Raw genomic sequence first — 18,890 nt, forward strand, 5'->3', positions numbered from 1 at the left:
CTGATCACGTGAGTGCGGTGTCTAGTCGCGGGGCGGGCGCTGCCACTCCCGGCCCTCGACCCGGGCTTTCAGCCGTCCCAAGGTGGTCGCGATGTTGGCGCGGTTGGTCCCGGCGCGGTCGGGCTCGCCGGTGATGAAGATGGCGATCGGGATGAACCACCGCGGCACGCGCAGCCAGTTCCGCACGATGAGGCGGCAGCCGTCACCCTCGGGCTCGATGTCGTACTCCCAGCGGGAAATCGGCACCAGGAACGGGGTGCGGACACGGTAGGCGAACCGGCGGCCGGGCTCGGCGTCGGTGATCTCGGCGTGGGTCACCCAGCGCCGCACGCCGTTGCGGTTGCTGCCGGCGAACCAGTTCCCGACGGCGGCCTCGGTCGCGCCGCGGATCCAGCGGGCCTTGCGCAGCTCCTCGGTGCACTCCGCCATCGCGACCGGGTCGCTGACGAGCCGGTACACCCGCTCGGGCGCGGCGTCGATCGTGACCTCGCCGGTCGCGATCGGTTCCGTGTAGGTCAGGGTGTCCTTCGGCTTCGTCGCCATCGCGCCTCCCAGTCGACCCTGTCAGCCCACCAGCACCGGGCGGCACGGTCAAGACCGGCACGGCAACCACAGCACGTTCGCGCAAACACCGGCCGGGATCAGGTGGTCGGTTCCGCCGGGAAGCTCACCCGGAAGCCCAGCGCCTGCAGCATCTGCGTGAGCATGGCCTTGGTGTTGGCCCTGGCGCGTTCGAGCAGGCCGGAGTGCTGCGCCGCCTCGCCGATCCGTTTCTCCGCGGCGACGTGGAACTGCTGTTGGTCCGGTACGGACACCAACGCCCCCAGCCGGTCGATCAGGCCGCGCTCCTGACCGAAGACGTAGCTGCGCTCGTTGTCCAGATTGGGTTTCGCCAGCCGGGCTTCGGGCAACCGGACCTCGACCGACTGCCGGTCTTCCGAGACAGTGAGGGAATTCTCCAGCAGCGGTCCGAAATCGACGTACGCGTCGACAGAGCCCGCCGCCACGAACAGGGTCCGCTCCCCGGCGATGCTCGCGGGCACCCATTTGACGTCCTTCTCGATGTCCACGACGACCTGGTAGTCGCCGACAGCGGCGTGATACTGGCTCAGATCACGGACCGCCTGGAGCACCGCGGGCTGCGATCGGTCCACAGTGGACGTTCCGAAGGGGTCGAACTTCGGCAGCAACCCGGTGATCTGCAGTGCCGCACCGACGATCAGGAGCCCGACCAGGGCGAACGCCCCGAGGCGCACCCACCGTTTCTTCACGCCCACCACCGCCTCTCCAGCGCGTGGGGTACCCGGCGGACGCGGTCGTGAAGCGTCCCCGCCGGTTTCGCCGACGATCGGCGGAACCGGATTTCGCACTTGGAGTAGTTTGGCCGCATGCAAAGCGTCTTGCCCGCGCCGGAGAAGGCCGGGCTGAACATCTCGGCGTTGCACTGGGCGGGTTTCCTGGGGATAGCCGTGTTGGTGCTGGTCACGTCGGGGATCGGCCTGCCCTCGGTGCTGGTGGTGGCGCTCGGGGTGACCGGGATGGCCACCCTCGTGCTGTCCTGGTTGGGCATCGGACGGCTCGCCGCGGGCCTGCCCGAGCGTCGGCTGTACTGGATCGCGGCGTCGTGGTGTGCGCCACTGCTGGTCGCACGCCCGCTGTTCAGCGGTGACATCAACAGCTACCTGGCTCAAGGACTCATCGCCGCCAAGGGATTCGACACCTATCTCGTGGGACCGGCGGAGGCGCTCGGCGCCGATTCGCCGGTGACGCTCGCGGTCAGCCACTACTGGCGCGACACGCCCGCCCCGTACGGGCCGGCGTTCGTCGCGCTGGCGCGCTCGGTCGCCCACATCGCCGGGGACGACTTCGTCCCGACGGTGCTGCTGCACCGGCTGTTGGGGCTGGCGGGGATCGCGCTCATGGCGTGGGCGCTCCCCCGCCTCGCCCGCCGCGTCGGGGTCTCGCCGTCGATCGCGTTGTGGCTGGCCCTGCTCAACCCGCTGGTGCTGTGGCACGTCGTCGCGGGCGTGCACAACGACGGGCTGATGGTCGGGCTGATGGTCGCCGGACTGGAACTCGTCCTCATGGGCGCGGCGAAGGCCGGAGCGGCGCGGCCCGCGCTGATCGCGGCGGGCGTGATCGCGGTGAGCGCCGCCGCGAACATCAAGATCGTGGCCGTCGCGGGCCTGTTGTTCGTCGGCGTCGACCTGTTCCGCCGGGCGACACCCGCGGGCCGGGTGGCGGTGGCGCTCGGGCTGCCCGCCGGATTCGCGGCGGTCACCGTGGCGATCTCCCTCGGCAGCGGGCTCGGTTTCGGCTGGGTCCGCGTGCTTTCCGGGGTTTCCGGTCAGGTCCACAGCTGGATGGCGCCCACCAACGAACTCGGTTTCCTCGTCGGTGGGGTGGGCAAGATCTTCGGCGCCGACCTGACCGACGGCGCGATCAAGGTGTTCTCGCTCATCGGCGCGATCCTCGGTCTCGCCGTCGGGGCCAGGCTGCTGTGGCTCACCTATCGGGAGAAGCTGCACCCTCTCTACGGCGCGGGGCTGACCTTCGCCGCGATGCTGGTCCTCGGGCCGGTCGTGCAGCCGTGGTATCTCCTGTGGACGGTCGCCCTGCTCGCCGTCAGCCTCACGACCGACCGAGGCCGCTGGATCCTCGCCGCGATCAGCGCGGTGTTCGGCGTGCTGCTCCCGCCCGCCAACGGTGGTGCCGTGTCCTTGGCGCTGGGCTACCTGATCGCCGTCGTGCTCATCGGCGGGACCTTGTTCTTCTTGAAGCGGAAAGGCCTGTTGCCGGAGATCAGGTTCCGCAAGAGCCGGACGTAGGGACTCCATCGCGCGGGTGTCCGGACCGTGCCGGTGAGTTCACGCTCGGCACGGTCCAGGCCGTCCTCCAGCAAGGCGTCGTGCATCGGCCGCCACAGCAGCGGATACGTGAACCAAGCGGGATGCCGGAGCCGCAGCACCATGAGGTGCTCGAGCTCGGTCTCCCCCGTTCCCCTCGCGCGCAGGGTGAATTCGTGGAAGCCGTCGAAACCCCGCGGCGCGGTGAACCGGAACCGCACCGACTTCCCCGGTTCGTAGGACTCGACGGAGTACCGCACCGGTCCGTGCCCGCCGACGGCTCCCACCCCGAGTGTCCGGTCGAACCGCATCGGCGGCCACGTGCCGACGGGCCACAGCCGGTCGCCGTCATCGGACAGTGTGTCGATCAGCGCGCCCACGCGCTCCGGTGACACGGCGACAATCCGGGAATGCCTGTTCCACACTCGCATCTCTGCCTCCTGGTTATAGAGACCTTCCCCTAAAACCATAGTAGAGGATAGTCTCTGAAAATGGGACGGCCACCGCGGCACACCGCCGACGACTTCCTCGACGCGGCCCTGCGGATCTTCGCCACCGAAGGGGCGGCCGGGGTGACCATGTCGGCCGTCGCCCGCGAAGTCGGCGCGCCGAGCGGGTCGATCTACCACCGCTTCCCCGGTCGCCCAGCCCTGCTCGCGGCGGTCTGGATCCGCACTTTGACCAGCTTCCAGCGGGACTACCTCGAAGCACTCGACCAGGAACCGGTCTTGGAGGCCGCGGTCGGGGCAGCGGCACAGGTGGTCCGATGGTGCCGCGCTCATCCCGCCGAGGGGAGACTGCTCTACGCGGGCAATCGCGCGCTCGGCGTCGAAGACTGGAACGCCGAAGACCGCGCCCGCGCCGAGGAAGCCAACCACCGTCTCGACGCGGCGATCACCAAGGTCGTGCGACGGCTGCGCCCACTGACCGGCCGGAGCACCGATGAACTGATGCTGGCCCTCGTGGATCTTCCCTATGCCGCGGTGAGAAGGCATCTCGACCGCGGCGAGGCTCCACCGCCCCGCACCGTCGATCTGGTCGCCAAGACCACGCGCACACTGCTGTCGGGCTGAGTTCAGATCCGGGCCGGGACCGTGATGGAGTACTCCCCGCCGTCGATCAGGTCGAGCAGGAGCCGGGCCGCCGGACCGGGCGACCGCTCGCCCCTGGTGGCGATGGTCAGTGGCCAGACCAGGCCGGGCGCGTCGAGCGGGATCGTCCGGACGCCCGTCAGCAGCCGGAGGTCCGGCACCACGGCGATGCCGAGCCCCGCCGCGACGTAGGCGGGCACCACACGCAGGTCGGCGACCTCGACGATGACCCGCCGAGGAGCCCCGATCGCCTCGAACGCGCGGTCCAGGGCGACCCGGTTGCCGAAGCCGCGCGGGTTGTCCACGAACGACTCGCCCGCGACGTCCGCCAGGGTCAGCGATCGCCGGCCTCCCAGCCGGTGGCCGTCGGGCAGCACGGCGACGAACGGCACCGAACCGAGCGGCTTGGTGCGGAACCCGGCGAGATCGGACTCGGGGAGCCCGAGCAGCGCGACGTCGAGCCTGCCTTGGCGCAGGTCCTCGGCCAGCCCGGTCGATCCGGTGATCGACACCGTGACGTGCAGGTCGACCAGCGGATACCGCCGATGGAAAGCGCCGAGCAGATCCGGCAGGTCGAGGCCCCCGACACTGGTCAGGGTGCCGATGCGGAGGCTGCCGCGCAGGCCGGCGGAGGCGTCGGCGACCACCTCGCGCGCCCTGTCGACGGCCTCCAGCGCGGCCTTGGCCTCGGGCAGGAACACCTTGCCCGCCGCGGAAAGCGCGACCCGCCGCGTCGACCTGTCGAACAGCTTGACGCCGAGTTCGCCTTCGAGCGCCTGGATGGTCGCCGACACGGTGGACTGCACCGCGAACAGCCGTCGAGCGGCGCGGGTGAAACTGAGTTCCTCGGCGACGGCGACGAAGCATTCGAGCTGGCGGGTCTCCACGGTCGCCGATTATCGCAGTTTCGGATAACTGTGACCAGTATTGTTCGTTGGACTTGGATGATCCGGGGATCCACAGTGGAGACATGCTGAACACCGTCACCCTTCCCCGTCCCGCGCTCCGGCGGATCAGTCACGGCCGCGGCTTCTGGATCATCGCGGCCGCGTACGCCGCCTCGCTGGCCTTCTCCACCGTTCCCACCCCGCTCTACGTGCTCTACCAGCAACGTGACGGTTTCCCGACCTACGTCGTGACCATCGTGTTCGCGGCGTACGCGGTCGGCGTGATGGGCAGCCTCTACCTCGCCGGACACGTCAGCGATTGGCTGGGGCGACGGCGCGTGATCCTCGCCGCGACCCTGACCCAGGCGCTTTCCGCGACGCTCTTCTTGGCTTGGCCGGACGTTCCCGGGCTGATCCTGGCCAGGCTCGTCGGCGGCGCGGGGATCGGCGCGCTGACCGCGACCGCCACCGCACACCTGTCCGAACTGCGAGCCGTGGCCAGGCCGAGCGAAGACCACGGCCGCGCGGGCCTGATCGCGACCGTGGTCAACATGGGCGGGCTGGCGCTCGGACCGCTGTTCGGCGGCGCGTTCGCGAGCTACTCGGCCGAACCGCTGACCACGCCGTTCGTGTTCTTCCTTGTCCTGCTGCTGGCCTCGGCCCTCGCCGTCGCGCTCGTCCCGGAAACGGTGGAACGCGCCGAGGAACGGCCCGCGTACCGGCCCCAGCGCGTCTCGCTGCCGTCGAGCGCTCGGCCCGCCTTCTTCGGCGCGGCGATCGGCGCCTTCGCGGCCTTCGCGATCACGGGACTGTTCATGGCGCTGACGCCGACGTTGCTGGCGCAGGGAATGCACCAAAGCTCACGGATGCTGGCCGGCCTCGCGTCGTTCTCGGTGTTCCTCGCCGCCGCGGCGGCACAGGTGATCTTCGCCGGGTTGGCCAGGCGGACCCAGTTGCGTCTCGGCCTCGCCTTGATGACGGCCGGACTGGTGGCGTTGCCGGTCGCGGTGACGACGTCCCAGCTGTGGCTCTTCCTCGCGGGCGGGATCGCGGCGGGCGCCGGGGTCGGGCTGGGCTTCCGCGCCTCGGTGGCCACCGTCGCCGCACTGGCCGAGCCGCCGGTGCGCGGCGAGGTGCTCGCGGCCCTGTTCCTGGCCGCCTACGCGGGGCTAGTCCTGCCCATTCTCCTCGTCGGCATCTCGCTGATCTGGTTGCCGAGCGCGTGGGCGCTGATCGGTTTTTCGGTGCTGGAACTGGGTTTGCTCGCCTGGTCCGCACCCAAGGTGCTGAAGCGCTGACTGTCCACAGTGGTGCGTCCGCGTGGTGATCCTCGTCAAACCCGCGGGCGCGCCACGAGGACGGTGTGCGATCCTGGTTACGGAACCTCGTGATCGAGGTCCCCGGACGAGTGGGTGCCGTACCCGGCCAGCGACAAGACGGCGCTCTGGGAGCGCGTCATGTCCTGGCTTGTCCTGATCGTTTCGGGTGTGCTGGAAGCCGTGTGGGCCACTGCCCTCGGCAGGTCCGAGGGGCTGTCCCGGCCGACACCGTCGGTGATCTTCGGCGTGACCCTCGTGGCGAGCATGGTGGGTCTCGCGTATGCGATGAAGGACCTCCCGGTCGGGACCGCCTACGCGGTCTGGGTCGGGATCGGGGCCTCGCTCACCGTCGGCTACGGCATGGTGTCGGGCGCGGAAACCGCGTCACTCGCCCGAATTCTGCTGATCGTGGGGATCGTGGCCTGCGTGGTGGGACTGAAAGTCCTGCACTGAGGCGAAAAGAGGGACCGCCCCCGACGCACGGACGACGTCGGGGGCGGTCGGGTCCGGGCGCACCCCTGCGTGTGGCCCGGACGGCTAGGCGGTCAGGATCGCGCCCAAAGCGCTGGGACGTTCGGCGGTTCCCAACCTGCCTGAGCGGTGTGGCCCTGCAGCGCCCGGTACGAAGCACCGTTGTAGGTGACCGTCGCCCCCGCGGCGTAGGTGGTGCCGGCCGCCCAGGTTCCGGTGGGCGGGTTCGACGTCGTCGGGCCGGTCGGCGTCGTGGTGGTGCTGGTCGGCGGGTTCGAACCCGAGGTCACCAGGCGCAGGCTGTAGACGCTCAGGATCTCCGAGATCGGCTGGAAGTAGAACGTGCCGCCCGAACTGCAGTTGCCGGAACCGCCGGAGGTGACGCCCTGCGCCTGGTCGCCCGCGAGCCACGAACCGCCGGAGTCGCCCGGCTCGGCGCAGGCGTTGGTCCGGGTGAGGCCGGAAACGGTGCCCTGCGGGTAGTTCACCGAGGCGTTCTTCTGCTGGATGGTGCCGCAGTGCCAGCCCGTGGTGGAACCGGAGCGGCAGACCGAGGCGCCGATCGCGGCCTCCTGCGAACCCGCCACCGGCACGGTGCCCGGGTACCGGTTCACGAGCCCGCGCGGGGTGTTGCCCGCGTCGACGCGGACCCAGGCGTAGTCGTTGCCGGGGAAGCTGGAGCCCGCGACGGTCCCGCTCGGGTTCGAGGTCCGAGTCCCGGTGGTGCCGCAGTGGCCCGCGGTCACGAAGCCGCCCTCGACCGAGAAACCGATCGAGCACCGGCCCGAGCCGAAGGTGTAGGCGTTGCCGCCGATGACGTCGATCAGCGGAACCGGGCTCTCGGTGCTGGTCGCGACCCGCACCGCGTCGGCACTCACGCCGGACGCGGTCGCCCACGACTTCGCGGCTTCCTCCGTACCCGCGTTCGCCAGTACGACGATCGAGTTGGTGGTGGCGTCGACGTACCAGCCGGGCACGGTCTTCGGCGCGCTGGTTCCCTTGGTGTCCAAAGACAGCTTCGCCGCGTCGAGCTGGGCGGCGCTCCGCGTGACGGTCTTCGGGGTCGCGCCCGCCGCGCGGACCGCGCCTTCCAGCGCCGCGTCGGTGACCGCGACGGTCAGCGTGGTCCCCGCCGCGTCCAGCCACGAGCCGGCGTAGGACGGACCGAGCCGGGTCTTGAGGGCGCCGTCGGTGTGCGCCGCCTTCTGCTCACCGGCGAGACGGGCACTGGCCTGATCAGGGCTGATCTTCAGGTCGCGCGACAGGGCCGCGACGATCTCCGATCGGACCTGGTCGGCCGCCGAGACGGTCTGACCGGCGCTGGCGCTCGGCGTCAGCGCGATGGCCGTGACCAGGCCCGCGCCGGTGACGGCCGCCGCGGCGGCCGATACGATCTTTCGGTTCATTTCAGGCGTTCCTCACCGACGTTCCGGAAGAAGATCTCGTCCAGACCGTACGAGGCACCTGCGGCAAATGGTACATACCATTTAGGTCATATCCACCCAGTGGACTGGACCTTTCAGCGACTTCCGCGCAGGTCAGCGCACTCCGGCATCCGTGTAGTCCACGCCATAACCCGGGTTCAACTCGAGGTACTTCGAGTAGGTGGGCCGCCGGTCGATCAGTTCGCCGTACACCGCGCGGGACAGGGCGATCATCTCCGCGGCGAAGGGGCCCATCTCCCCGCGCTCCGACCAGCCGACGAGATTCTTCCAGCTCAGCGGATTCCCCGCGATCGGGACGGCGACGATGCCCGGGATCTCGTGGAACAGCGGCTGACACAACACCACCGCGTGTCCCGATTCGACCATCTCGATGCAGGTCAGCACATCGGTCTCGTACAGCGAACGCGGCGTGAACCCCGACCGGGCGCACGCGGACGCGAAACAGTCGCCGAAACAGCCGTCCCCCGGTGTCGCGCACCAGCGTTCGTCCGCCAGCGCGGCGAGTTCGACCTCGTTGTGCTGCGCGCGCTCGTCACGCGCCGACATCAGCACGAACACCGGATGGTGCGCGAGCGTCCGCCACCGGACGCCGGGCTCGGGCGGCGGCGAGGCGTCACCGCAGACGCCTACGAAGGCGAAGTCCAGCGCGCCCTCGGCGGTCATTTCCGCGAGCTGGTTGGCCGACCACGACGTATGGGTGGCGACATGGATGTCGGGATGGGTGGTGCCGAGACGCTGCAGGAGAGCCCCGAGCATCGGCCCTGTCGCCGAACCGAGCCGCAAGGTCACCGGCTCGCCGGTGCCGGCGTGCTGGGCGAGGCGCGCGGCCTCGTCGTGCAGCGACGACACTGCGGGAAGCACCATTTTGGCCCGGTCGAGAACGAGGAGACCGAGTGCCGTCGGCCTGGTCCCCGTGTGATCACGGAGGAAGAGCTTCCCGCCGAGTGTCCGTTCGATGCGCTTCAGTTGTGCGGTCAAAGCGGGCTGCGCCATTCCGAGCGTGTTCGCCGCCTTGGTGATACTCCCGAGTTCGGCGATCGCGCACATGATGCGCAAGTGGCGCAGTTCCAGCTCCATCCCTCTACGTTAGTAGACATAACTGGACTGGACCAGACAAATGAGTGAGCCAAATGGCTTCGTATCGCCCTGTTCGCGGTTTGCCATCGATGTCAGCAATCCCGGACATGGTTCACAGTGGATCCCGGCCCCGGCACCTGATCAAGACCGGTCGCGCAGGCGGATCGCCGTCTCGAGATTCTCCTTGATCCTCTTGGTGAGGCGGTGATCCGGACCGAGCGCCCGCTCGGCGTCGGACCACGCCTCTTCGTACATCCGGATCGAGAGCGGCAGGTCACCCGAGACGCCGCGGACGTAGGCGAGATCGTTCCTCGAATTCAGCGTGTCCTGGTGATCGTGCCCGAACACCCGCTCCCTGGCGGCCAGCGTGCGCTCGTACACCTCGATCGCCCTGGTCAGATCGCCCGAGGATTCGTACGCTCCGGCCAAGTTGTTCCACGAGCTCAGGGTGTCGGGGTGATCGGGGCCCAGCACGCGCTCACGATCCGCCAGCGTCCGTTCCTGGAGTTCGATCGCGCGGACGAGATCGCCCGCGGACTCGCACGCTCCGGCGAGATTGCCTCGCGAGACCAAGGTGTTCGGATGGTCCGGACCCAGCACGCGCTCGCGATCCTTCAACGTCGCCTCGAACAGCGTGACGGCACGCTCCGAGTCACCCGTGGACCACAGGAGGTACGCCAGATTGTTCCGATAGAGCAAGGTCTCCGGGTGATCGGATCCCAGCACCCGCTCACGATCGGCGAGCGTGGCTTCGTGAAGCGGGATGGCCCGTTCGGTGTCGCCCGCCATTTCGTAGGCCATCGCGAGGTTGTTCCGGGAGACCAGCGTGTCCGGGTGCTCCTTTCCCAGCACGCGCTCACGTCCCTCGAGCGTTTCGTCGAACAGCGAGATCGCCCGCCGCAGGTCACCGGCGGCGTGGCAGGCGGCCGCCAGGTTGTTGCGGAAGCTCAAAGTGTCGGGATGGGGCGACCCCAGTACCCGCTCGCAGTCCGCCAGCGCGGCCTCGAACAATGTGATCGCTCGCCGCACGTCACCGGCCGCCTGGTACGCGGACGCCGAACTGTTCCGGGCACGCAGGGTGATGGGATGGTCGACGCCGAAGAGACGTTCACCGCCTTGGACGGCCCGGTTCGCGAACGCGATGGCCGCCGCCGGGTCGCCCTGGCCGAGAACGTAGAGGCTGAGGCTGTTCGCGAGATGACAGAGCGAACCGGTGTCACGGTCGGTGTGGTCGAGCAGCGCCCGCCCGTGGGGCAGCACGGTTCGGAAGACGGGCCAGTGCCCGGGCAGCCGAGGGTCCACCGGATCGAGCGCGCGGGCGAGCGCGTCGGCGGTGGCCTCACGGGCGTGATCGATGTCGCCGGGGTGGCGATAGGGGTCGGCCGGATCGGGGGTCCGGGTCACGGCCTGCACGAGCCGGTGGACGTCGATCGCCTCGGCGTCGAGGGTGATCATGCTGTAGGCGGCCAGCCGCCCCAGTGCCTCCGACAGTTCCGGCTCCTCGCCGTCGCCCTCCAGCAGCGATCGCGGGATGCGTTCGGGCGCGTGCCAGGCCAGCCGTCGCAACAACTTCGCGGCGAGTGGGGTATCCGCGAGCCTGTCGAGGGTGACGTGCCAGACCCGGGCCACCGCGCGCTCCGCGTCTTCGGCCTCCGCGGTCCAGGCGAACATCTTCGCCGGAGATCCGGCGAGCAGTTCGAGGTAGCGCGCCGGGGTCATCCGGTTCTGCGCGAGGTAGGCCCCCGCCTGCTCCACCGCCAGGGGGAGCCATCCCAGCTCCGCGCAGAGCGCGCCGCCGCCCGCCGGTTCCGCGTCCGGCCACTCGGCCCGGACCGTCCGGCCGAGCAGCTCGACGGCCTCGTCCGGCTCCAGCACGTCCAGTGACACGGTGCCGATGTCCCGCCAGCCGGTGCCGCGTCTGCTGGTGATGAGGATCGTGCCGGTCCGCACCCGCTCCAGCAGCCCGCGGGCGTGCGCGAGATCGGTCAGGTTGTCGAGGATCAGCAGCCAGCCGGTGTGCCCGGCCAGCCAGCCGACGGCCTGTTCGGCCCGCTGTTCCCACGGCAGCCCCGCGGCTTCCGGGGACAGCGCCACGGCCAGCTCCGCCAAGCCGTCGTCGATCGCCGCGGCCGAGTCCGCCGTCACCCACCACACGGCCGAATAGTCGGCCGAGCGCGATTCCGCGAATCTGGCGGCCAGAGTGCTCTTGCCGACACCGCCCAGCCCGTGCACCGCCACCACCGCGACCCGGTTGGCGGCCTTCACCGTCTTCTCCAACCGGTCCAGCTCGGCCGCGCGCCCGACGAAGACCCTGCCGCTCAGGGGCAGTTTCCAAGCCGCGTGCCGGGGCGGCGGAACCTCGATCTCCGCGAGAATGCCGTCGATGAACCTCGAAATCTGGCCGTACACAAGGGAATCGCGGTCTGCCGGTTTGCAGATGCCGACGTGGTCGGCGTCGACGGGGATCGGGCGGACCCGAGGCAGGCCGGGGTTGGCCGAGCCCTCGTCTACCACCCGGACCCCCTTGGTCGGGTACGTCTCGAAGAACACCAGGTTCCGGATCCCGGATTCGTCGGCCCAATCGCGGTAGCGGTCGTTGAGATGCCTCAGGTGGGCGTTGTTACGTTTGAGATCCTTCACCGCCGCGGTGGACCGGGAGATCAGCCCGAGCGCCTTGACGACCGCCGCCAGACCCGAGCCGGTGTGCGGGGTCCCCAGGAAGACCACCCCGCGCGCGGCCGCCGCGAACGCCGCGAATCCGGTCCGGCCCTCGGCCGCGTGCAGCAGGATCTCCTTGGCCAGCAAACCGCCCATGCTGTGCGTGACGAAACACAACGGCCGCTCGCCGATACCGCGGTTCTGCAGCGTCGCCATCAGGTTGATCGCCCTGTCCTGCATGGGCATCGCCCGGCCCCGCCAGCCCGAAGACCAGGCCTCGTAGCCCACCGACCACACCGCCACGCGAGCGAAATCCTCGGCGAGCCACTCCGGCCAGAACGACGACGGCGACGCGCCGGCCCACGTCTTCCGCGCGTCCCCGTCCAGCCCGTGCAGGAACACCACGTCCAATTCCGCCGACACGGGAGCCCGGACCTCGATGATCTCGGGCAATCTCCTACCTCCGGTCGGCGGGCGGGTTTCGTGGTGCCGCCACCGGATGTCGGCAGCCCGGCGCTCACCGTTACGCGCGGTCCCGGGACGTGACTGCGGCTGTTCGTGAGACCGGTCCGTGAAGGCCTCCTTGCCTACTCTGAGGGTAGGGAAGGAGGCCTTCATCTGTTTACCTACGTCTGACCTGCGCGTAGCTGGCGGCTCGATCTGTTCGGGGATCGACGGTGGAGGATTTGGGACGTTCAACGTCCCAAATCCTCCACCGTCGCGCGAGTCACCCTGGTTGATCGAGGCTGTGTCGGTCACGACCTCGTGGCCGACGACCGAGCGAGGAACATTCCGGACGTTCAACGTCCTGAAACCTCCACACCCGGACCCACACACACCAGCAGGTCAGCAAACACAAGCCCGTTAAGGAGGCCTTCACTACCTTCGTCTGACTTGCGTGAGGACGGTGGTTGCGCGGGTCCCTGAGCGACGAGACCGAGCATGAAGGATTTGGGACGTTGAACGTCCCAAATCCTTCACACTCGACCACCAGCCACGCCAGTGGGCAAGCAAATCGAGGGTCGCCAAGGACGCCTTCACGGACTTACCGGATCGCCACACTCGCCCCACCCGCACCAGCAGTCACACTTGCCGCGCGTGAAGGCGGTCCCGGGACTGCTCAGGAGGTCTTCGACTTGCGGTTCAGAAAAGCCGACGCCCCGACACCGTGCGCCGCGACGCTCGCCAGCACCGTCACCGCCATGACGCTCAACGCGACGTCCGCCGCGTCACCGTCGAGCGAGTTGTAGGCCAGCAGCCCGAACACGATCGACGCCGCGCCGCGCGGCGCCAGGAAGCCGATGGTCATCCGGTCCCGCCACCGGAAATCCGTCCGCAGCAGGGTGAGCAGCACCGGGATCAGCCGGGCCACGGTCAGCGCGACGACGCTGACGATCACCACGCCCCAGGTGAGGCCGAACGACAGCACCAGCACCGCGGTACTGCCGAAGACGAACCACATCAGCAGCCCGCACAGCGAACTGACGTCCTCGGCCAGCCCGAGTTCGTCTTCGCTCGGGTGCCGGGCGGTCTTGTAGGCGATCCCGCAGATGAACGCGGCGACGAAACCGTTGCCGCCGATCGCGACGGCGGCGGTGTAGGTCAGCAGCGGCAGCGCGACGGCCGCGACCCGGGCGGAATGCCGCGTCGACCAGCCGTGTTTGCCCGTCACGTTCATCGCCACCGCGGCCACCGCGCCGATCACGGAGCCCGCCAAGACGGCCAGCAACGCCGCCGGGATCGCGGTCTGCAGCGCCTCACCCGGCGTGCTCGCCTGGTGGTGGCTCCCCGCGAGGGTGAGCGCGAAGATGAACACGGGGGCGACGACGCCGTCGTTGTAGCCGCTTTCGACGTTCAGCAGATGCCGCACGCGCTCGGGCACGCGGACGTCGTGCACCACCGACGTCGCGGGCGCGAAATCCGTGGGGGCGATGATGCACGCGATCAGCAGCACCACCGTCCACCCGAGACCCGGCAGCACCAGCAGGCCGACCCCCATGACGATCAGGATCGTCAGCGGCAGCGCGATCAGCAGCAGCCGCACCGCGGTCTTGGCGTCATGGCCGAGATAGCCGCCCTTGACCGCGGTGGCGTCCACGAACAGCAGCAGCGCGAGGATCAGTTCCGCGGCGTTGAGGGCGATCTCGGTGTTGAGCCCGTTGCCGAGATCGTTGCGGGTGCTGAACCCGATCGCCAGCCCCGCCGTGACCATCGCCATCGGAGCGGTGATCTGCCACCGCTCCAGCCGCGCCGCCGTCATCGTCCAAGCCAGCACGACGACCGCGCCGACGAGCACGCTCTGGATCATCTACCCGCCCCTCGTTCCCGGTGGACTCCCCTGCCACCGGGAACGAGCATAGAGGCCGTCCACAAAGGAACCAGATCACACCACCGCGCCGTTGTCGTCGCGCTCCCGTTTCCGCGACGCCTTTTCGGCCGGACGTCCGGCGCCCGGCCAGCGCCGGTCGAGCAGGATGGCGACGGGACCCGCGGTGGCCACAGTGGACACCGTGCCCGCGACGAGGCCGAGCAGCAGCGCGAGGGCGAAGTCGGCCAGCGACCCGTCCCCGAGGAGCAGCAGCGCCCCGAGCACGAACAACACCCCGATCCCGGTGTTGATCGTCCGGGGCAGCGTCTGCAGCACCGCCGTGCCGACGACGCGGGCGAACGGCTCCTTGCGGCGTAGCCCGCGCACCTCCCGGACCCTGTCGAAGACCACCACCGAGTCGTTGACCGAGTAGCCGATCACCGTCAGCAGCGCGGCGAGAAAGACGCCGTCCATGGACTTGCCCAGCCAGGCGAAGATCCCGAGGATGATCAGGACGTCTTGCGCGAGCGCGGCCACCGTCGCCAGGCCGAGGCGCCAATCGAAGCGCACCGCGAGATAGATCAGCTGCGCCAGCACCGCGAGGACGAGCGCGACGACCGCCTTGGTCCGCAGTTCGGCGCCGAGGCTCGGCCCGATCTGCTCGTCGCGGATCTCGGTGGCGTCACCCGCGACCCCGGCCACCGCGGTCCGGATCCGCTCGGTGGCGGCCTCGTCGATGGGCTCGGTCCGCACCGAGATGTCCTTCTCCCCGGACATCTGGACGACGGCGCGGGGGAATCCCGCGTCGGAAACCGCGTCCCGCACCCGCTCGACGTCGGCGGGCGCCGAAGTGCTGTATTCGACCACCCTGCCGCCGGTGAACTCGACGCCGAGGTTCGGCCCCGCCACGAACAGTCCCGCGATCGCGGCGATGACGACGGCGCCCGTCACCATCAGCCAGCGTTCGGGCTTGCCGAGGAACCCCGGATCACGCCTGTTCACCCAGCGGCGGACCCGGCCCTCGTGCGTGAGCCCGGAAAGCCGCGATTTGCGCGCGACCACACCCCGCATCGTGAGGTGCAGCAGCAAACGCGTGAGCACGAGCGAGATGAACAGCGCCACGACCACGCCGATGGACAGCGTCACCCCGAACCCGCGCACCGGGCCGGACGCCAGCCAGAACAGCAGCCCCGCGGCGAGCAGGGTGGTCACGTTCGAATCGACGATCGCCGACAACGCGCCGCTGAATCCCCGGCTGACCGATCGGGGCAGCGAGCCTCCCTGTTTGACGGAGTGTTCTTCCCTCGCCCGTTCGAAGACGAGCACGGTGGCATCGACGGCCATACCGATTGCCAGGACGAAGCCCGCGAGACCGGGCAGGGTCAGCGTCGCGCCGACAGCGAGCAACGCTCCGTACGACACGGCCGCGTAGGCCACCAGCGCACCCACCGCGACGAGTCCGGCCAGCCGATACACCGCGAGCAGGAACAGCGCGGTCAGCGCCAGTCCGATGACGGCCGCGCGGGCACTGGCGTCGATCGCGGCCTCACCGAGAGTGGGGCCGACGGTGCGCTGCTCGATGATCTCGACCGGCGTCGGGAGCGCGCCGGCGTTGATCAGCAACGCCAGGTCCTTCGCCTCGGCCGGGGAGAACCGCCCGGTGATCTGCGTGCTCCCGCCGACGATCCCGACCCCGCAGGCGACCTGCGGGCTCACCTGCGGCGACGAGATCACCTTGTCGTCGAGCGCGATCGCCACCCGGCGGGTCGGATCGCCTGGCGGGGAACAGGCCGCCTGTCCGGTCAGCCGCTCCCAGGCGCGACCGGAATCCCCTTTGAAGTCAACGGAAACGAGGTGTCCGCCACCCTGCGAATCGATCGTCGAGAGCGCCTTGTCGACACCTTCGCCGGTCAGCGCCGCGGGCCCGAGGCTGATCGGCTGCCCGCTCTCGTCGGGAAGGACACGGCTTCCCTCGGTAGGAGCTCCGAGCACCGGATGGAAGGAAAGTTGCGCCGTGCGGCCGATCACCTCGACGGCCTCGCGCGGATCCCGCACGCCGGGCAGTTCGACGATGATCCGGTTGTCGCCGGAGCGGGCCAGCATGGGCTCGGCGACACCCAGCGCGTCGACCCGGCGGCGCAGCACCTCGAGCGTCCGGTCGGTGGTCTCCGCACTGGCGGTGACGGTGGGCGAATCCTTGGTCTCCAGCACGATCTGCGTGCCACCACGCAGATCGAGCCCCAGGCGCGGGGCGGTGGTCAGCAACAGGTACACGGTCGCGGCGAGGACGACCAGCGAGACGACGGCTCGCCCGGTCATGCCTCGCCGCGCGGTTTCGCGCGGCACGACGGTTTCTCCTCGATGAATTCGTCCGCGCGCGGCGGAAGGCGCGCGGATCCCCGGTCCGGGCACGCGGAAGACGTGCCCGTGAGCTTCAGACGGCTACCGGGAAAGGAGGGGCTCGATCCCCCAGCGCGAGGCGGTTCGCCGCGTACGAGGGAGGGGCGATGTCGGCGTGGAGCTCGCCGAGGCGGAGCAGTGTCGTCGACGCCGGTCCGCACGGGACGGCGCCGAAGAGAGGCAGGTCACCGTGACCGTGCACACCCAGGAGCGAGGGCTCGGCGGCGAGCCTGCCCGCGGCGCGTACCGGCGCCACGGCCTTGGAGACCGAGGAGTCGACCACCGCGTTCGCCCCGCGCGAGTCCGCCGCCGAGGCGGAATCGACCGAGTGCAGCGTGAAGAACAGGCCGAGCGCGGTCAGGACGGCGGCTAGCAGCACCGGCACGGCCTTCCTGGCCGTCCGGTACTTCCGGCGCTCCACCGTCATCGACACACTCCCGGGTCCTCGCCGACACCCTACTTGCCTGGCGCGAGCCGGACGGCGAGTCGCGTGATCCCGGCGCGGACGCGGCTCTCCCCCAGCTCCGGCAGCAACGCCGTCAGGTGCTCGGCCGCCAGCGGCGCCAGCAGGGTGTGCGCGGCGTGCTCGGGGTCGGGAGTGCCGTCGAGCAGGATCGCCACGTGCCGGTGCCAGAACCGGTAGGCGCCGATCCGGTAGCGCGCCCCCGGCGCGGCGGTCTCCGACATCCGCACCAGCGGCAGATGTTTCAGCACGTAGTCGAGGTAGGCGTCGGCGAAAGCCACCAGCCGCTCCGACGGCGGAGCACCCGGGCCCAGCGGCGGCGGCCCGTGCAGGATCCCGTCCTGGAGCGCCTGTTCCCGTGCGTCCAGCAACGCGACGGCCAGCCCGGCCTTGTCGCCGAAGCGGCGGAAAAGCGTCCCCTTGCCCACGCCGGCGGCCGCCGCCACCTGGTCCATGGACACCGCGTCGACGCCGTGCTCGGCGAAAAGCGACGAGGCCGCGTCCAGGATGGCGGCGCGGTTGCGGGCGGCGTCCGCGCGTTCCTTGGGCGGCGGCGTGCGCAGGAGTTCCAGCGAGGTTGCAAAAGCGGACTGCGGTCCGTTATGGTCGTGGGGCACATGCGGACTATAGTCCGATTATCTGGAGGTAGCGACATGACCGCACTCATCACCCGTGATGACCTGAAGGCCGCGATCGACGCGAAGGCCGTGACGGTCGTCGACGCGCTGGGTGGCGAGTACTACGCCAAGCAGCATCTGCCCGGCGCCGTCCCGCTCGTCCTCGCGGACGTCGACGCGCGGGCGGCCGCCGTACTGCCCGATCGCGGCGCCGCGATCGTCACCTACTGCTCCAACCCCGCGTGCCCCAACAGCGGACAGGTCGCCGACCGGCTCACCGCCCTCGGCTACACCGACGTCCGCAAGTACCAGGAGGGCATCGAAGACTGGGCGGGAGCGGGCCTGCCCCTCGAACAGGGCTGAGCCTCTACGACGACGGGACGCGCTGTCGCAGGAGCGGAACCCCGTCGCCGTCGAGTTCGGCCAGATAGGCCGAACGTCCGGTCATGGCCATGATCAGCGCGAGGGTCGTGCCCGAGACGAGCGGCCCGGACCCGACGGCGAAGGGGCCGTCGGTCGCTTCCAGCCGCAACCCGCCGATACGTCCCTTCGCCATCACCACCAGATCGGCGCCTTGGTAGTAGCCGGCCAGCGACGTGAGGACGGCGATCGGATGGTCCCGGCGGATCCCGAGCGGGCGGCGGATGTCTTCGCCGTGCACGATCGTCTCGCCGAGTATCGCGATGGCGGGCAGCGGAGGTTTCGTCGTGCTCTTGACGACACGGCGGAACCGCTCCAGAGTCTCGGCCCCGTCCGCCCCCAGATGCTCGGCCAGCCGCATCGCGACCTGCTTTTCGAAGTCGAACCGGCAGCGGATCACCCCGGCCAGCCAGCGCGCCGGCGTCAGGCTCGCCGCGGAGGTGAGATGCGCCAGCACCTCGCGCACGGTGAGCTCCGTGCACAGCGACGGTGTCCCCCACCGCTCCTCGGTGAGGTCCTCGAGGTCGATCGCCAGCGCCGCCCGCTCGGTGTGGATCAGCGGCCAGACCCGGGCCGCCTTCGATCCTGAATTGGTCATGCCAGGTCCTTCCCGTCATCGTCGTCCGAAGAGGAGACTCCCGCCGCGAACAGGAATCATCGGTCATCGATACTCGAAAGGCGAAATTTCCTCCCAGCACCGGGAAAGAAGGACCGATGGGAACGGCGTTGCTCCTCCTCGGCGGCGGGATCCTCTTGTTCGTTCTGATCCTGCTCACCGTCGGGATACTGCTGGGCCGCCAGGTCCGGCGCGGTAGGAAGCAGGGTCGCTACCCCTACCGCGCCAAGTCCGGCACCTACGACAACTCGTCGATGGGCGATCCCCACTGA

The 18,890-nt window shown here is 69.7% G+C and carries 18 protein-coding genes and 1 riboswitch; of the genes, 6 read left to right on the plus strand and 12 right to left on the minus strand.

Going from position 1 to position 18,890, the window contains the following annotated elements; translation table 11 throughout:
* Positions 1-21: 21 nt before the first annotated feature.
* Both HDA45_RS03805 and HDA45_RS03810 read right to left on the minus strand, forming a co-directional pair.
* Positions 22-543, minus strand: a complete 522-nt coding sequence (locus tag HDA45_RS03805) for an SRPBCC family protein (protein WP_184891909.1) — start codon at positions 541-543, stop codon at positions 22-24.
* A 98-nt stretch (positions 544-641) separates the two neighbouring features.
* On the minus strand, positions 642-1,277 hold the full coding sequence (locus HDA45_RS03810; protein WP_184891910.1) for a DUF4230 domain-containing protein: 636 nt from the start codon (positions 1,275-1,277) through the stop codon (positions 642-644).
* Between the two features lie 111 nt (positions 1,278-1,388).
* Between HDA45_RS03810 and mptB the strand changes: the two genes are divergently transcribed.
* Positions 1,389-2,828 carry a polyprenol phosphomannose-dependent alpha 1,6 mannosyltransferase MptB gene (gene mptB, locus HDA45_RS03815; protein ID WP_184891911.1) on the plus strand — a complete coding sequence of 480 codons (1,440 nt, stop codon included), beginning with the start codon at positions 1,389-1,391 and terminating at the stop codon, positions 2,826-2,828.
* On the opposite strand, the gene HDA45_RS03820 is transcribed toward mptB, so the two are convergent.
* On the minus strand, positions 2,732-3,277 hold the full coding sequence (locus tag HDA45_RS03820; protein WP_221471007.1) for an SRPBCC family protein: 546 nt from the start codon (positions 3,275-3,277) through the stop codon (positions 2,732-2,734). The two genes, mptB and HDA45_RS03820, sit on opposite strands and share 97 nt — an antisense overlap.
* Positions 3,278-3,337: 60 nt before the next feature.
* Between HDA45_RS03820 and HDA45_RS03825 the strand changes: the two genes are divergently transcribed.
* Positions 3,338-3,919 (plus strand): TetR/AcrR family transcriptional regulator, encoded by a 582-nt coding sequence (locus HDA45_RS03825; protein ID WP_184891912.1) that lies wholly within the window; start codon positions 3,338-3,340, stop codon positions 3,917-3,919.
* A 2-nt stretch (positions 3,920-3,921) separates the two neighbouring features.
* Here HDA45_RS03825 and HDA45_RS03830 read toward each other — a convergent pair whose 3' ends face one another.
* A complete protein-coding gene (locus HDA45_RS03830) occupies positions 3,922-4,824 on the minus strand; it encodes a LysR substrate-binding domain-containing protein (RefSeq protein ID WP_184891913.1) in 903 nt (300 codons plus the stop codon).
* Between the two features lie 83 nt (positions 4,825-4,907).
* Here HDA45_RS03830 and HDA45_RS03835 point away from each other — a divergent pair, with 83 nt between their 5' ends.
* Complete coding sequence (locus tag HDA45_RS03835; protein ID WP_184891914.1) at positions 4,908-6,122, plus strand: MFS transporter; 1,215 nt, start codon at positions 4,908-4,910, stop codon at positions 6,120-6,122.
* 79 nt (positions 6,123-6,201) lie between these two features.
* Positions 6,202-6,270: riboswitch (guanidine-III (ykkC-III) riboswitch) on the plus strand.
* 11 nt (positions 6,271-6,281) lie between these two features.
* Positions 6,282-6,596, plus strand: a complete 315-nt coding sequence (locus HDA45_RS03840) for a DMT family transporter (RefSeq protein WP_184891915.1) — start codon at positions 6,282-6,284, stop codon at positions 6,594-6,596.
* 92 nt (positions 6,597-6,688) lie between these two features.
* On the opposite strand, the gene HDA45_RS03845 is transcribed toward HDA45_RS03840, so the two are convergent.
* The 7 genes from HDA45_RS03845 to HDA45_RS03875 form a co-directional block, all read right to left on the minus strand.
* On the minus strand, positions 6,689-8,020 hold the full coding sequence (locus HDA45_RS03845; RefSeq protein WP_184891916.1) for a carbohydrate-binding protein: 1,332 nt from the start codon (positions 8,018-8,020) through the stop codon (positions 6,689-6,691).
* A 132-nt stretch (positions 8,021-8,152) separates the two neighbouring features.
* A complete protein-coding gene (locus tag HDA45_RS03850) occupies positions 8,153-9,136 on the minus strand; it encodes a LysR family transcriptional regulator (RefSeq protein WP_184891917.1) in 984 nt (327 codons plus the stop codon).
* Between the two features lie 141 nt (positions 9,137-9,277).
* The gene (gene fxsT / locus HDA45_RS03855) at positions 9,278-12,247 is read right to left on the minus strand and encodes an FxSxx-COOH system tetratricopeptide repeat protein (RefSeq protein ID WP_184891918.1); all 2,970 of its coding nucleotides are present in this window, start codon (positions 12,245-12,247) and stop codon (positions 9,278-9,280) included.
* 667 nt (positions 12,248-12,914) lie between these two features.
* Complete coding sequence (locus HDA45_RS03860) at positions 12,915-14,102, minus strand: cation:proton antiporter (protein WP_184891919.1); 1,188 nt, start codon at positions 14,100-14,102, stop codon at positions 12,915-12,917.
* Positions 14,103-14,177: 75 nt separating this feature from the next.
* A complete protein-coding gene (gene secD, locus HDA45_RS03865; RefSeq protein WP_184891920.1) occupies positions 14,178-16,448 on the minus strand; it encodes a protein translocase subunit SecD in 2,271 nt (756 codons plus the stop codon).
* 88 nt (positions 16,449-16,536) lie between these two features.
* A complete protein-coding gene (locus HDA45_RS03870; RefSeq protein WP_221471008.1) occupies positions 16,537-16,929 on the minus strand; it encodes a hypothetical protein in 393 nt (130 codons plus the stop codon).
* Between the two features lie 29 nt (positions 16,930-16,958).
* On the minus strand, positions 16,959-17,537 hold the full coding sequence (locus HDA45_RS03875; RefSeq protein ID WP_184905272.1) for a TetR/AcrR family transcriptional regulator: 579 nt from the start codon (positions 17,535-17,537) through the stop codon (positions 16,959-16,961).
* Between the two features lie 81 nt (positions 17,538-17,618).
* Between HDA45_RS03875 and HDA45_RS03880 the strand changes: the two genes are divergently transcribed.
* A complete protein-coding gene (locus tag HDA45_RS03880) occupies positions 17,619-17,945 on the plus strand; it encodes a rhodanese-like domain-containing protein (RefSeq protein ID WP_184891921.1) in 327 nt (108 codons plus the stop codon).
* A gap of 4 nt (positions 17,946-17,949) precedes the next feature.
* On the opposite strand, the gene HDA45_RS03885 is transcribed toward HDA45_RS03880, so the two are convergent.
* Positions 17,950-18,600: a maleylpyruvate isomerase family mycothiol-dependent enzyme gene (locus HDA45_RS03885; RefSeq protein ID WP_184891922.1), complete on the minus strand. Its 651-nt coding sequence runs from the start codon at positions 18,598-18,600 to the stop codon at positions 17,950-17,952.
* Positions 18,601-18,716: 116 nt separating this feature from the next.
* Between HDA45_RS03885 and HDA45_RS03890 the strand changes: the two genes are divergently transcribed.
* Positions 18,717-18,890 (plus strand): hypothetical protein, encoded by a 174-nt coding sequence (locus tag HDA45_RS03890; protein ID WP_184891923.1) that lies wholly within the window; start codon positions 18,717-18,719, stop codon positions 18,888-18,890.

The sequence above is a fragment of the Amycolatopsis umgeniensis genome (assembly GCF_014205155.1).
Taxonomy (GTDB): Bacteria; Actinomycetota; Actinomycetes; order Mycobacteriales; family Pseudonocardiaceae; genus Amycolatopsis; species Amycolatopsis umgeniensis.